We start from the raw sequence: 13,455 nt of genomic DNA, 5'->3' as shown, positions 1-13,455 counted from the left end.
GCGGGGAGGGCGGAAGGAAGCGGGTGACGCCCGTGGGGAAAAGCCCCACCGGCGTCACCCGCCCTGGCGCTACGCCTGCGCTTCGGCCTGGACCTGGGCGTTGATCGCGTCCTTCATCGCGGCTCGGGCGGCGACGGCCTGCGTCAGCTCCTGCGGGGCGACCTCCCGGACGCCTGTGATCTTGGAGCGGAACGCGGCCTGGTTCCCGTGTCCGATGCCGATGTTGTGGTGGGTCCTTTCGTCGTAGACCTGGTTGACCTGCTCATCGGTCTTGAAGTTGGCGCGGTTCCCCTTGATCAGCTGCTCCTGGTGGACCGTTGCGGAGGTCTTTTCGCGGAAGACGCCCTTCTGCTGGTTCGGCCTTCCGTACTTCTGGTGGAAATCCCAGTAGGAGCGCCAGGGCATGGTGAACTCCAGGACGACCTCGCCCTGTGAGGCCGGAGACCGGTGCCCCGCAGGGTGCCGCCGAGGGCCGTGGTCGTGAAGCCATGGAGAATGCCGAGGACGAGTCCGGACAGCAGTCCGGCCGTGATGCGGTGCCGGGCTCTTCGTCCGGCCGTTTCGGCGCCGCTGTTCCCGTATGGGTGGATGCCGGACGGGCCCACGGACGCGTACGCGTCCATGAGCAGGTGGACGGCGCCGAAGAGGAGCCCGGTGAAGGGGCCCGCGACCACCCCGGTGGGCGGGAGGCCAGCGGGGCGAGGAGGGTGCCGACGGCGCCGCCGAAGATCCCGGTGACCACGCCGACGACCAGCGCGGTCACCAGCGCGCGCGTGGCCCGTGGCATCTCCTGGCCGAGCTCCCACCACTTCAGGTGCGAAGTGCCGGAGTGTCTCAGGTGGCACGTGAGGTGGCGGAGCCCGTGTTCAGCACGTTCAGGGGGCGATGGCGCCGCCCCGCGCCGAGTGCGGACGACCGTAGGTAGGCGGCGGGGGCGAGTCCGTCGAGGAAGTGGTCCTCCAGGTCCGTGGCGGTGCGGAACTGCTCGGTGTCCAGGAGTTCGGCCGGACTGCGTCCCGGGCTGGTGTCGTAGGCGGTACGGGTGAGCCTGACCATCAGCGGAGTGGCCAGCACCGAACTGAGGTTGACGGCGCCCCTGCTGCCCGGTGACCGCGCAGCGCGTACAGCACGGGGCGCCATACCAATTTGCCGCGCTCGTGGCGTGACAGGTAGTGGGCCACGTCGTCCGGGGTGAGGTCGGTCAGTTCCACTGTGGCGGCGGAGGTGAGCGGGCCGTCCTCCCACGCCGAGTCGGTGTATTCGGCGGGGCGATTCGTCAGCAGCAGGGTCAGCGCCGTAGCGCTGAGCGCCCGGAGTGCGGGTCGCCGCAGTCCTTCGGCGATCTCGTCGAAGCCGTCCAGTACGGGCAGGACGTAACCGGCTTCCAAAAGGGCGGCGGCCAGGCTCCAGGTGCCGGACCACCGGGTGGCCAGATACGGGTGGTCGTGCGCCAGCCGCTCGTCAGCCACTCGCGGAGCGTCCGGGCGGTCGGGTCCCAGGTGCGGAGCTCAAGGAGGTGCCCGCTCAGGCCCAGCGTCCCAAGTTCCTCGGTGCCCGGTGCCCGCTGGTGGTGTTCCACGTGTCTGTACGGGGTCGGCGCTCCGGTGCGGGGGAGACTGGCCCGGGGCGGCGATGCCGGGTGCCGGGAGGCCGGCTCTCCGGCGGACGGAGACTCAGTGAGGTGTGTGACCGGCCGCCAGCGGAGCGGGGGCAGGGACGGATTGTGGAGTCGCAGGTCTTCGGCATGATGTCCAAAGTTGGCGCAGGTCGTGTGTGAGCTGGTTGGCGGCGTCCGTCAGCGCTTCCTCCCGCGTCAGGGCCGGCCGTGCGCCACGCGGTCCGCTCTGTCCCACTGGGGCCGCAACCAGTAGTTCCGCGCGTCGCAAGGGTGTCAACTCAAGGGCGTCGGCCAGTCGCCGTGCCATGACCGGCCCGGAGCTCGCGTCCGCCGTTCTCCAGTGTGCGGAGGGCCGAAGGGATCACTCCGGCCCGCTGCGCCAGGCTTGCTGCGTCAGCCCGGCCTCTTCCCGTAACCGGCCCAACAACAGGCCGAACGCTCCGTTCATCGGCCACCCCCTTCCCGGCGTTTCCTGCACAGGCGTGAGGACACTAGCGCGCGTGTCGCTCGGAACGGGAGCTATCCACAGCCTGGCACCGTTCTGTCAACAGGCGGGCTGGGACGGGCCGTTCGCAGTTGCGGATGAAGAAGCATCGGTTCTGAAGATTTAGTCTGATTTTTGTGCGTACTCGGGCAGGAGGCGCTGGGTTCCTGCCTCCAACTGGCTGATGAAGGAGCCGCTCGCGCTGAGGAGTGTGGATCGAGATGCTTGGGTTTCACCATGGAGAAACCCAGGTCGCGGAGGGGTTGTTGTTGGGCCTGCGCCTCTTTCCCGGGCCAGCCGAATCCGGACATGCTGTGTAGCGAAAGTCATGCACAGTGTGGAAGGAGGAGAGTGAGGGCGGTGAGCGTGCGGCGCCGCGGGTGGCAACGTCCTCCCGTCGCTGGACGTCGACCTGATGTCGCGCGCGACGGCCGGTCCGCGCCCCCTGATCGCACTGGTCCGGTGCAATCGCGCCACCGCTCGGCGGCTCGTGGAGTTGATCGCGAGGTGCGGCGCATGAATACCAGGCGGTCCTGCGGGATGCCCCACGCTGTCGCCCGGGGTCGGACCGCTGGGGAACCGCTATGCCTGCGGCCCGGCGGCTACGCCGTCGACATACGGGACGGCCACCTCGGCGCTGCCGGCACGGCTGCCGTTCCGAGACGCGCTGGTCGGGTCTCACTGAGACCTGTGGTGATTGGTAGAGCTGCGCATGCGGGGCAGGGCGCCAATCGGCAATTGGCCCCCTTCCGAGGTCAGCACTCCAGCGGGAATCGCCGTTAGGTCGCTTGGTCTCGGAAGTCTGGAGCGGGGCCGCTCTCCGGCAGGAGTGAGTGTCACGGAGAAGTGGAAATTTTACGACCTCCTCCTTATTTCTTTTTTAGGTTGTTTGTGAGTCTTCATGCAGGATTTAAGGCTGGATTAGGTCTTGAGGTCGTGCATGTTGAGACAAGTTAAGCAAGTGGGGCGCGTGGAGTGGTGGTTCGGCGTATGTTTGATAGGGGTGCTAATTGGCACGCTTTTTGGTTTTCGCCGAGAATGGGGATTGAGTGGGTATGAGGGCTGGTCGTTTCGTCTCGATCGCTTGTGCGAGTGCGCTACTTGGAATGGCTGCTAGTGGACCAGCGTGCGCGGATGGGGTGGTGGGGCGAACTCCGTGCCCCGTGAAGGGTAAAGTGACTCAAGAATACCATCAGCCAAATCATGAGCCGAGTGGATATCATAATGGGCTTGATATCGCGGCGAAAAAGGGGACGCCTGTTAAGGCGGCACTGAAAGGCGTGGTCACCTACTCGGGGAGCGGTGGCGCTTTCGGGAAGCATGTGTGGGTGAAGCGGAAGAAGGGCATCTATAATCTTTACGCGCACTTGAGTAAGTTGAGTGTGAAGGTAAAGAGTCGGGTGAGTGCAAATACCGTAGTTGGCAGGGTTGGTGCTACCGGCAACGCATCCGGGCCGCACCTTCATCTGGGATCTTATGTGAACGGAAAAGACGTCAACCCGCGGTCTTACTTCTACTGTGGGCCCCCTCCGCGTATGTAAGGACGCCTATCCATATGCCTTCATGGAGGGGGCTGCGGGGTGAGCGGGTGGTGTGATCCTCGTCCGGTGTGGGGGCTTGTCTCAGCGGCGGTGAGCTGATGAGGGGCTCGAACAGGTCGGCCAGTGGGAGTCAGGGCCAGCTCTCCAGCCTCGGAGTAGCCGCTGTGGTGGAGGCCGCATCCTCCGGACGGCGCGCCGCACGGCCTCGCGCGTGTCCTGCCCGGCACCGGTACCTGGTGACGGGCCCGGTGCCGGTGCCCGGAGGCGATCTTCGGAGGCGATCTCCGGAGGGCCAGGCGGCGATCAGGCCGTGGCGGACTCCTTCGGGGGCGCGGTGGCCGGCGCCGAAGGGGCGGGGGACGGGTCGGTGCCCGCCGGGTCGGTGCCCGGGGCGGCGCCGTCGGCTGTCCGCGCCGGGCCGTCCCCGGCGGCGCCCGGGGCCGTACCCGCGGACGGGGCCGGGGCGGCGCCCGTGGACGCGTCCGGCGACGGGTCGCTCCCGGCGGCTCCCGGAGCGGTCGCCCCGGGGACGGCTTCCTCCGGGGCGGCATCCGGTGCCGCGTTCAACTCCGTGAGCATCTGGCGGCTGAAGCCGAAGAAGTACGTGGCGAGGAAGCCGGCGAGGTAGCCGACGGCCAGCCCGATGCCGTAGATCGCCAGCGTCGTGCCGAGGCCCGTGACGCCCTTGACCAGCGGGAACAGTGCCCAGCCGGACGGGCCTATGGCGGTGGAGCCGACCGCGTCGCCGAGTTGGTTGCACAGGCCGATGAAGCCGCCGCCGAAGGCCCCGCCCACACACGCCGTGATGAACGGGCGGCCCAGCGGCAGCGAGACACCGTAGATCAGCGGTTCGCCGACGCCCAGGAAACCGGCCGGGAGCGCGGACTTGATGGTGCGCCGGACCGAGACGTTCCGGGGCAGCCGGAGGTAGACGGCGAGGGCGGCCCCGACCTGACCCGCACCGGCCATCGCGAGGATCGGCAGCAGGACGGTGTACCCCTGCTGCTCGATCAGGGTGGTGTGGATCGGGATGAGCGCCTGGTGCAGCCCGAGCATGACCAGCGGCAGGAAGAGCCCGCCGAGGACGAACCCGGCGAGCGCCCCGCCGTGCGCCAGCAGCCAGTTGGCGGCCGTACCGATGCCGCTCGCCACCTCGCCCGCCACGAACATCAGCCCGTAGATCGTCACCAGGCCCGTGACCAGCACCGTCAGCGTCGGGGTGAGCAGGACGTCCAGTGCCTCCGGGACGCGGCGGCGGCACCACTTCTCCACCCGGACGGCGAGCAGCGCGGCGGCGAGCGCCCCGAGGGCCCCGCCCTGCCCCGGGGAGAGCTTCTGCCCGAACGCCGTGATGTTCGCTATGCCGGGGAAGACGATGACCGCGGCGACCGCCCCGCCCAGCACCGGCGTCCCGCCGAACTCCTTGGCGGTGTTGTAGCCGACGAACACGGCGATCAGCGACATGAAGCCGGAGGCGACCGCCGCCAGCGCCGGCACGACGGACGGCAGCCAGCCGAGGTTGGTCAGCAGCCCGTTGATCCCCGCGACGATGCCGCAGCCGATCAGCGCCGGGATGAGCGGTACGAAGATGTTCGCGATCCGGCGCAGGAACAGCTTGAACGGCGTGGCGTTCCGCGCCTTCTGCCGCGCCTTGAGCGCGGCTCCCTGGGCGGCGAGATCGGTGGCGGTGGGCGCGGGGCCGCCGGGCGCGGAGGAGCCGGAGGCCGCGGTCGCGGCTTCGGGTGAGAGGGAGGCGCCGGGGGCCGGAGCCGAGGCGGGTGGGGAACCGGTCGGGGCGCCGGGAGCGCCGCCGCCCGCCGCGGGTACGCCGGACGGGGCGGCGGGGGCGTCGGGCACGGGGGGCACGGCGGGGCCGCCGGGCGTGGCGGGAGCCGCGATGCGGGACGCCGCGCCACCTGGGGCCGTCTCCGGCGCGGGGCCCGCCCCCGGCGCCGCCCCGGCGGTTCGCTCCTCCTCCACCAGCCGCTCGAACTCCGGGGTGACGCGGGCGACCGTTCCCGGGCCCAGCACGATCTGGTACGTGTCGTCCTCGACGACGCCCAGGACCGCGGGCAGCGCCTTGAGCGCCTCGTCCCGGACCTGCGAACGGTCCCGGATCCCCAGCCGCAGCCGGGTCATGCAGTGCGCGACGGAGGTGATGTTCCCCGCGCCGCCCACGAGAGGGAGGAGCGCGGCGGCGGTGGCGCGGTTCTTGTCTTCGGACATGTGCGGAGCCTTGCTGTGCGGACAACGAAGGACGGGAAGAACGGTTCGTATCAGGATGAATCGGGTGGCCGGAGGGCGCGACGGAACGGAACCGCGACGGTGCGGGACCGTCCGGGCCGCCGGGCGGGTGACGGCGCCGCTCGGGCGGGCCGCCGGCCGGATCAGGCGGTGCGGGCCGCCTCCAGGGCCTCGCGCAGATGCCCGCGCGAGGCGTCGAGGAGGCGCGTGGCCGACGGGGCGTCGACCTCGCCGAGCACGATCAGGATCGCGTTCTTCACCTCGCCGTCCGCCGCCGCGAGCGCGGTCTCTATCTCCGCGTCGGACGCCCCGGTGGCCAACGCCACGATCCGCCGTGAACGGGCCTGGAGCTTGTCGTTGGACGCCCGGACATCGACCATCAGGTTCCCGTACGTCTTGCCGAGCCGGATCATCGTGATCGTCGAGAACATGTTGAGCACCAGCTTCTGCGCCGTCCCCGCCTTCAGGCGCGTCGAGCCCGTCAGCAGCTCCGGACCGACGACGATCTCGATGCCGTGCTCCGCCGCCCCGGCCAGCGCCGAACCGGCGTTGCAGGACAGGCCGACGGTCAGCGCCCCTACACCCCGGGCGTGCTCCACCGCGCCGACCGCGTACGGGGTGCGGCCCGAGGCGGACACCCCGACGACGGTGTCCAGCCCGGTCAGCCCCAGCGCCGTCAGGTCCGCGGCGGCCAGCGCCTTGCTGTCCTCCGCCCCCTCCACCGCCGTGACCATCGCCGACGGGCCGCCGGCTATCAGCCCCAGCACCTCGGACGGATCGGTGTTGAACGTCGGCGGGCACTCACTGGCGTCCAGCACCCCCAGCCGCCCGGCCGTCCCGGCGCCGGCGTAGATCAACCGGCCGCCCTCGGCCATCCGGGCGGCCATCGCGTCGATCGCCGCGGCGATCCGCGGCAACTGCGTCGCGACCGCGCCGGGCACCCGGGCGTCCTCGTCGTTCATCGTCCGGGCGATCTCCAGCGTGGAGCGCCGGTCGATCTCGGCCAGCTCGGGGCGGAACGCCTCGGTCGTCAGCGTGTCCAGCTGGGCCCGCAGCCGGGCGTGATCGGTTGTCGAAGTCATGTGGCGGCTCTTTCCGGCTCGTACGGACGGATCTGTACGACGTGCGGTGGTACGGGTGCGGGCGAAGCGCCGGGCGGGGCGCGGGTCGGTGACCACCGGGCGGGCGCCACCGGGCGGGGCGGCGCGCGGCCCGGCGGCCGCTCAGCGGTGTGAGCGGGGAGAGTGGCGGTGGGCGAGCGCTTCGTAGGAGGCGGAGAGCGCGGGCGCCGCGGTGTCGTACGTCCGCTGCGCCACGCCTATGAACAGGCAGTCCACGACGAGGAGCTGGCTGGTCCGCGACGACATCGCCGCGGGCCGCAGCTCACTCTCCCGGGCCGTGGAGGTGGTCAGGATGTGATCGGCGTACGAGGCGATCTCGCCGTCCGGGCGGCCGGTGATCGCGATGGTCGTCGCGCCGTGGTCGAAGGCGACCCGCAGCGGCTCTATGACGTCCGTCGTCCGGCCCGAATGGGTGATGGCGAGGGCGACGTCACCCGTCCGCATCTGCACCGCGTTGGTCACCGCGAGATGCGGATCGGCGTGGGCGTGCGCGATCAGACCGATCCGCAGCAGCTTCTGCACCAGATCCTGCCCGACCAGGCTCGACGCCCCTATGCCGTACACATCGATGCGGCGGGCCGAGGCCAACGCGGAGACTGCCGCCTCCAGCTGGGTGACGTCCAGTCCGGCGGCGGTGTCGGCCAGACACTGCTGCTCCTCCCGCGCCAGCTTCGCGACGACGTCGATCAGGGAGTCGTCGACCGCTATGTCGGCGGTGACGGCGGGGGCGCCGCCCGCGGCCTGCTGCGCGGCGAGCGCGGCGAGCGCGAGCCGCAGATCGCGGTAGCCGGGATAGCCCAGCAGCCGGGAGGTGCGGACGACGGTCGCCTCGCTGGTGCGGGTGCGCTCGGCCAGTCCGGTGACGGTGAGGGCGGCGCAGCCGGCCGGATCACCCGCGACCGTCTCGGCGACGCGCTGCATGGAGCGGGTCATCGACGGACCGAGGGTGCGGACCTTGGCCGCCAGCGCCGCGGGGGCGGGCGGAGTGGGGGCGGGCCGGGACTCCGCGGCCACCTCGCTGAAAGTTTCCTTCACGCTGCTGCTCACGCCTGAAAAGTAATTTCAACGCCGGGGCGCGTCAATACCTCGGCCCCGGCCTGTGGATAACTCCGGCCGGGCCCGCGGCGGAGCTGTGGACGGCGGAGCGGGGTGTCACCGGTCCGCGCGACAATGGAGGACATGGAGCTGGAACAGGCATTGCACGCCGCGCGGGCGCTGGTCCTCGCCGACCTGGTGGCGAACGACGTCGCCGACGCCGACATCGTCTCGCTCGTCGAGGACGCGGTCGCCCACCGCCGCTGGTGGGTGGAGCAGTGGCCGGCCGGGGCGGAATTCGTCGCCGGGCTGATAGCCCAGGACGTCCAGGACGCTCTGCTGGAGCGGTACGGCCGCTGGCCGCTGTGCCCGGTGTGCACGGAGTCCGGCGATCCGCACGCGCTCGACGTGGAGCCCGAGTTGGGTCCCGATCCGCACTGGGTCTGCCCCAAGACCGCGGTCGCGGTGGCCCGGGTCGGCAGGCTCGGCGCGCCCGCGGAGCGCTGACGTGACGCTCTACATCGACCCGCCCACCTGGCCCGGCCACGGCCGCATGTGGTCACACCTCGTCAGCGACGTGTCGTTCGAGGAGCTGCACCGCTTCGCCGCCACCCTCGGCATCCCCCCGAAGGCGTTCGAGCGTGACCACTACGACCTGCCGCGGGAGCACTACGACGAGGCGGTACGCGCCGGAGCGGTCGAGGTCGGCAGCAAGGAGCTGCTCCACCGCCTGACCACCGCCGGTCTGCGCCGCCCCAAGCACCGTGCGCCGGGCGCCCCGCCCGGGGGCGGCGCAGGCGTCCGGCCCGGGGAGTAGGACGCGCCCGGCCGGTCCGCGTCGGCCGCCGGAGCGGCGGGGCGGCCCGGCACGCCCCGAACGGAGAACGGCCGCGGGCACCGCCGAAGAGGCGGCTCCCACGGCCGTACCGGCTCGGTGCCGGCTTCCGTACCCGACAGGTCAGGGGCGCGCGCCCGCCGTCGCGTCGTCCTCCTTGGTCAGCTCCACGCCGGAGACCGCACCCGGCACCAGACCCGGCTCCGAGGCGGCGACCACCCGGGAGCGCTGCGGCGCCCGGTGCAGGCGGAAGGCGACGAAGGTGGTGGCGACCGCCACGGCGGCCAGTCCCGCGCCCAGCCACGCCGTGTACTCGTACCCCAGGCCCGCGCTGATGACCAGTCCGCCGAGCCAGGGTCCGAGGGTGTTGCCGACGTTGAACGCCGCGGTGGTCGTCGCCCCGGCGAGGGTCGGCGCGGCGTTCGCGACGTTGAACATCCGGGCGTTCAGCGCCGGAGCGGTGGTGAACGCCGTCACGCCCAGCATCAGCGAGAGCGCGACCGCGGCGAACGGGCTGTGCGCCGTCAGCGCCAGCGTCGCCAGCACCAGCGTCGACGCGGAGATCCCGGCGAACAGCGTCGGGAAGAGATGCGCGTCGGCGACCCGGCCACCGATGAACGTCCCGATCAGCGCGCCGAGGCCGAACAGCGCGAGCACCGTCGGCACCCAGCTCTCCGCCAGCCCGGCGGTCTTGGTCAGCAGCGGCGAGAGGTAGGAGAAGAGCGCGAAGACCGCGGCGCCGTTCATCGCCGTGGCGGTCAGCGCCAGCCAGACCTGCTTGTCCTTGTAGATGGCCAGCTCACGACGGAGCCGCGGCTGATCCGCGCCCGTCGGCACCTCCGTACGGGGCACCGCGAGTGCCACACCCACCAGGCCGATCGCCGCCAGCGCGGCCACCGCCCAGAACGCCGACCGCCAGCCCGCGTGCTGACCCAGCAGGGCACCGGCCGGAACGCCCGCGATGTTGGCGATGCTCAGCCCGCCGACCATGACGGCCATCGCCTTGGCCCGCTGGTTCAGCGGCACCAGCGACACCGCGACGGCGGCGCCGACCGCCCAGAACCCGGCACACGCCAGCGCGCTCACCACCCGCGAGACGAAGAGCACGCCGTACGTCGGCGCCAGCGCGCCCGCGACCTGCCCCAGCCCGAAGACGGCGAGCAGGGCTATCAGTGTGGTGCGGCGCGGTAGCCGCAGCGTCGCGGCGGCGAGGACGGGCGCCCCCACCACCATTCCGATCGCGAACGCGGAGACCAGCAGCCCCGCTTGGGGAATGGAGACGCCCAGGTCCTGGGCGAGCGGTTGGAGGATTCCGGACAGCATGAATTCGCTGGTGCCGAGCGCGAAGACGGAGAGGCCCAGAATGTAGACGGCGACGGGCATACGGGAACGTGGGGAGGGGGCAGGCATGTCCGTCACCAACAGTGCCCGTCCACGGCGCATTCCCGCCACACCGAGGCCATCCGGTATGTCCGGAAGTGCCGGAAGGCTCGTGGTCGCTGCCATGGACCGGCACCGGCCCATGGCGCACCGGCCTCCCCCGGCGCCGAGCCGCCTCCCCCTCGCCCGCCCGTGAGCCCGGCCCGTCCCCGCAGGTCAGCGGCCCAGCAATGCCAACTCCGTCGCCAGGTTGTGCCGGGCGACGTGCTCCCAGCGCTCCTGTCCCAGCGGAGTCCGGAACAGCCTTGGCAGCTCCAGGAGTTGGCGCAGTACCGCCGCACGGCCCGCGGTGAAGTCCGGATCCGGTACGAAGCCGTACTCCTCGCGGACGGCCGCCGCGTACGCCGCGTAGGCGTCCGGCGTCCCGGCGAGCACCGCCAGATCGGCGTCGCACAGCACCTCGCCGTCCCGGTCGCCGGGCTCCGGGTCGTGGGTGACGGTGAGCCGCACCAGACGGGCGACCTCCGCCGTGCGGTCGGCGTCGAGCCCCAGCTCCGGCAGGGCGCGCTCGGCCAGCGCCGCGCTGCGCTCCTCGTTCTCCGAACGGTCCGGCCGGTAGACCGCGTCGTGGAACCACGCCGCCAGCTCCACGGTGCCCGGATCGGCGGCGTACGGGGCGAGTTCGTCGATGCGTTCCAGGACGGCCGTCAGATGCGCGACCGTGTGGTAGCGGCGCTGCGGCTCCGCCCAACGGGCCAGCAGGTTCGCCGCGTACGGGGCCGGATCGGGGCCGGACGCGCCACGGGTGCGGGCCACGGTCGCCGCCCAGCGGCGGTGCAGCTCCGCCGCCGGGCCGCCGGGCTCCGTACGGGAGTCGGAAGTCATACCGCCATTGTGGCGCGCCCGGTGGACGGTGGCCCGCCCCGGGCGCCGCGTTCTCCGCGCGTCCGGTGGACGGTGGCCCGCCCCGGGCGCCGCGCTCTCCGCGCGTCCGGTGGACGGTGGCCCGCCCCGGGCGCCGCGTTCTCCGCGCGTCCGGTGGACGGTGGCCCGCCCCGGGCGCCGCGCTCTCCGCGCGTCCGGTGGACGGTGGCCCGCCCCGGGCGCCGCGTTCTCCGCGCGTCCGGTGGACGGTGGCCCGCCCCGGGCGCCGCGCTCTCCGCGCGTCCCGGCCCCGGGTGGAGCGGGGCGGCGCCCCTAGGAGGCGGGCGCGTCCCGGCACGACAGCTGGCCCACGGAGTCGGCGGACGGTTTGAACGCCGTCTGCCAGTTCTGCACGCTCCTGGTGATGGACGGCAGCGAGAGGTCGAAGTCCCGCTCCCAGTCGGTGCCGTTGAGATAGTCGCGGAGCTTGTCGCTGAGCTTGCGGCAGTCCGCGCGGTATTTCTTCGCGATGGCGATGCCGTAGTCGTTGGGCGAGCCGACGACGATGCCCGGCACCACCTGAAGCCCCGGGTACTTCTGGGTGAAGCCGTAAAGGATCATCTGGTCGGTGGAGACCGCGGTCGCCCGGCCCTCCCGGAGGTCGGCGATGCAGCGGGAGGCGTCGGCCACCTGATAGACGCTGATCTGCCCGTACGCGGGCCTGTTCAGCTCCTGGAACGAGGTGGTGCCCTTCCAGGTGCAGACGGACCGGCCCTTGAGATCCTCCAGCTTCCGGATGCGCCGGGCGTCCTTGTCCCGGACCATCACGCCCTGGGACGTGGTCGCGTACGGGCCGATGAAGTCGACGTCCTTCATCCGCGACGGGGTGATCGAGTACGTCGCGGCGACCAGGTCCTTGTCGCCATCGGTGATCACCTGGCTGCGGTTCTCCGACGGCACACTGCTGAAGTCCGCCTTGGCGCCGACCCCTTCGAGCAGATGCCGGGCCACGGTGATGTCGAACCCGGCGAACTTGTACGAGGACTCCTCGCCGGTGCCCGGCTGGTCGTTCTTCACCCCGACCGACACCGAACGCTGGTCGAGGAGCGACGGCGGCGGATCGTCCGCGCAGGCGGACGCGGTCAGGGCGGTCAGGATGAGCAGCGCGGCGCCCCCGAGGGCGCGGCGCCGGGGCGCGGCTGAGGTCATGGAATCTCCCCGTTGTGCGTGGTGTGAGGGGCGGTACGCGGCGGCGGTCGGGCGCGCGGGCGTACCCGGTGGGCGCTCCGGGCGGCACGGCCACCGGAGCGGCCCGGATCAGGAATCGTGCAGCACGGCTTCGGTGGCCCGGATGTCCGTCCGGCAGTGCCGCCCCGGATCCTTCTCCGCCAGCATCACCTGGATCCGTACGGCAGGGGTGCCCGTGTTCAGGACGAAATCGAGCGGCCGCCCGGAGCGGACGGGCAACTCCTGGGCGGGCGCGCCGCCGTCCATCAGGTACGCGGTCGCCGCGGTCCGGTAGGCGCACGCCGGGGCGCCCGGGTCGTAGTCCGACACCGTCAGGGTCAGGCGCAGCCGCGCGCGGGGCTCGCGGAGCGCGGCGGCGCCGAGAGTGAAGCCGAGGGTGTTCGCCCGGCCCGCCAGCGGCAGCGTGCCGACGCGCCGCACCTGCCCCGTCACATCGATGTCGGCGTGCGTGGCGGTGTAACGGAACGAGAGCCAGCCGCCGACCGTGGCCAGCACCGAGACCAGCGACAGCGCGCCCACCGCCGCCACACTGGGCGTCTTGCGGATCAGTACCCGCACGGCGCCCGCGGCGACGGCGAGCGCGGCCAGTGTGACGCACAGGGCGTACTGCCCGGCCGGACCGTGCGGCTCGGTCGCCTGGGCGATCACCAGGGCGGCGCAGGCCAGCAGCAGCGGCAGCCAGCGGGCGCTGGGGTGCATCACCCAGCGGATGATCACGTTCTTGATGTCGTTGGCCGCGATGGAGTGCGGGCCGGTGGTGACGGGGTTGTTGTGCCGGACGTGGTGGTTGTGGACCTCGGCGCCGACACCGGCCGGACGGCCCCCGGGCCCGCCCGAGACCGAAGTCGCGCCGGCGTCGGCCGGACGCGGCTTCCCGGCGTCGGCTCCGGCTCCGCTCCCGGCGGGCTCCGGCTTCCGCCCGCGTCCCGGCTTCCCGGTGGCGCCCGGCTTCCCGCCTCCGGACCCGGCGCGCTCGGGATCTCCGGCCCCGGCGGGCTGCTGACCTGCGTCGTCGGCGCCGGGGCGCGGCCGGGCCGGGGGCTTTTGGGCCACCGTGCGCCCGGTGCGCCCCGCGCCCCGTGCCG

The 13,455-nt window shown here is 72.1% G+C and carries 13 protein-coding genes; 3 read left to right on the top strand and 10 right to left on the bottom strand.

The window, feature by feature from the left end; genetic code table 11:
• Positions 1-69 precede the first annotated feature (69 nt).
• The 3 genes from ACZ4M8_RS09795 to ACZ4M8_RS09785 all read right to left on the bottom strand — a co-directional run bounded on the left by ACZ4M8_RS09795 (position 70) and on the right by ACZ4M8_RS09785 (position 1,469).
• Positions 70-405, bottom strand: a complete 336-nt coding sequence (locus tag ACZ4M8_RS09795) for a hypothetical protein (protein WP_467604987.1) — start codon at positions 403-405, stop codon at positions 70-72.
• A gap of 429 nt (positions 406-834) precedes the next feature.
• Entirely contained in the window at positions 835-1,074 is a 240-nt protein-coding gene (locus tag ACZ4M8_RS09790) for a hypothetical protein (protein WP_467604985.1), read from the bottom strand.
• A complete protein-coding gene (locus ACZ4M8_RS09785) occupies positions 1,056-1,469 on the bottom strand; it encodes a hypothetical protein (protein ID WP_467604984.1) in 414 nt (137 codons plus the stop codon). Before ACZ4M8_RS09785 ends, ACZ4M8_RS09790 begins: the two co-directional genes overlap by 19 nt.
• 1,688 nt (positions 1,470-3,157) lie before the next feature.
• Here ACZ4M8_RS09785 and ACZ4M8_RS09780 point away from each other — a divergent pair.
• On the top strand, positions 3,158-3,643 hold the full coding sequence (locus tag ACZ4M8_RS09780) for a M23 family metallopeptidase (RefSeq protein ID WP_467604981.1): 486 nt from the start codon (positions 3,158-3,160) through the stop codon (positions 3,641-3,643).
• Between the two features lie 303 nt (positions 3,644-3,946).
• Here ACZ4M8_RS09780 and ACZ4M8_RS09775 read toward each other — a convergent pair whose 3' ends face one another.
• The 3 genes from ACZ4M8_RS09775 to ACZ4M8_RS09765 form a co-directional block, all read right to left on the bottom strand.
• On the bottom strand, positions 3,947-5,869 hold the full coding sequence (locus ACZ4M8_RS09775; RefSeq protein WP_467604979.1) for a PTS transporter subunit EIIC: 1,923 nt from the start codon (positions 5,867-5,869) through the stop codon (positions 3,947-3,949).
• A 161-nt stretch (positions 5,870-6,030) separates the two neighbouring features.
• Complete coding sequence (murQ, locus tag ACZ4M8_RS09770) at positions 6,031-6,969, bottom strand: N-acetylmuramic acid 6-phosphate etherase (protein WP_467604977.1); 939 nt, start codon at positions 6,967-6,969, stop codon at positions 6,031-6,033.
• Positions 6,970-7,110: 141 nt separating this feature from the next.
• The gene (locus ACZ4M8_RS09765) at positions 7,111-8,055 is read right to left on the bottom strand and encodes a MurR/RpiR family transcriptional regulator (protein ID WP_467604975.1); all 945 of its coding nucleotides are present in this window, start codon (positions 8,053-8,055) and stop codon (positions 7,111-7,113) included.
• 123 nt (positions 8,056-8,178) lie between these two features.
• On the opposite strand from ACZ4M8_RS09765, the gene ACZ4M8_RS09760 reads away from it, so the two are divergent.
• Together ACZ4M8_RS09760 and ACZ4M8_RS09755 are read left to right on the top strand one after the other, a co-directional pair.
• Positions 8,179-8,550: a hypothetical protein gene (locus ACZ4M8_RS09760; RefSeq protein ID WP_467605367.1), complete on the top strand. Its 372-nt coding sequence runs from the start codon at positions 8,179-8,181 to the stop codon at positions 8,548-8,550.
• Between the two features lies 1 nt (position 8,551).
• Entirely contained in the window at positions 8,552-8,860 is a 309-nt protein-coding gene (locus tag ACZ4M8_RS09755) for a DUF4031 domain-containing protein (protein WP_467604972.1), read from the top strand.
• Between the two features lie 141 nt (positions 8,861-9,001).
• On the opposite strand, the gene ACZ4M8_RS09750 is transcribed toward ACZ4M8_RS09755, so the two are convergent.
• The 4 genes from ACZ4M8_RS09750 to ACZ4M8_RS09735 form a co-directional block, all read right to left on the bottom strand.
• A complete protein-coding gene (locus ACZ4M8_RS09750) occupies positions 9,002-10,261 on the bottom strand; it encodes a Cmx/CmrA family chloramphenicol efflux MFS transporter (protein ID WP_467604971.1) in 1,260 nt (419 codons plus the stop codon).
• 213 nt (positions 10,262-10,474) lie between these two features.
• Positions 10,475-11,143 carry an HD domain-containing protein gene (locus tag ACZ4M8_RS09745; RefSeq protein ID WP_467604969.1) on the bottom strand — a complete coding sequence of 223 codons (669 nt, stop codon included), beginning with the start codon at positions 11,141-11,143 and terminating at the stop codon, positions 10,475-10,477.
• 312 nt (positions 11,144-11,455) lie between these two features.
• Positions 11,456-12,331 (bottom strand): transporter substrate-binding domain-containing protein, encoded by an 876-nt coding sequence (locus tag ACZ4M8_RS09740; protein WP_467604967.1) that lies wholly within the window; start codon positions 12,329-12,331, stop codon positions 11,456-11,458.
• Between the two features lie 108 nt (positions 12,332-12,439).
• Positions 12,440-13,423 (bottom strand): hypothetical protein, encoded by a 984-nt coding sequence (locus ACZ4M8_RS09735; RefSeq protein ID WP_467604965.1) that lies wholly within the window; start codon positions 13,421-13,423, stop codon positions 12,440-12,442.
• Positions 13,424-13,455 lie beyond the last annotated feature (32 nt).

This window comes from Streptomyces sp. NPDC027185, from assembly GCF_055567035.1.
This window is presented reverse-complemented; position numbering and strand designations above follow the sequence as displayed.

Bases quoted from the DNA above. Each gene is read 5' to 3' on its own strand.
- ACZ4M8_RS09775 (WP_467604979.1), bottom strand. From the start codon at position 5,869: ATGTCCGAAGACAAGAACCGCGCCACCGCCGCCGCGCTCCTCCCTCTC.
- ACZ4M8_RS09740 (WP_467604967.1), bottom strand. From the start codon at position 12,331: ATGACCTCAGCCGCGCCCCGGCGCCGCGCCCTCGGGGGCGCCGCGCTG.
- murQ (WP_467604977.1), bottom strand. From the start codon at position 6,969: ATGACTTCGACAACCGATCACGCCCGGCTGCGGGCCCAGCTGGACACG.
- ACZ4M8_RS09750 (WP_467604971.1), bottom strand. From the start codon at position 10,261: ATGCCCGTCGCCGTCTACATTCTGGGCCTCTCCGTCTTCGCGCTCGGC.
- ACZ4M8_RS09795 (WP_467604987.1), bottom strand. From the start codon at position 405: ATGCCCTGGCGCTCCTACTGGGATTTCCACCAGAAGTACGGAAGGCCG.
- ACZ4M8_RS09760 (WP_467605367.1), top strand. From the start codon at position 8,179: ATGGAGGACATGGAGCTGGAACAGGCATTGCACGCCGCGCGGGCGCTG.
- ACZ4M8_RS09745 (WP_467604969.1), bottom strand. From the start codon at position 11,143: ATGACTTCCGACTCCCGTACGGAGCCCGGCGGCCCGGCGGCGGAGCTG.
- ACZ4M8_RS09780 (WP_467604981.1), top strand. From the start codon at position 3,158: ATGAGGGCTGGTCGTTTCGTCTCGATCGCTTGTGCGAGTGCGCTACTT.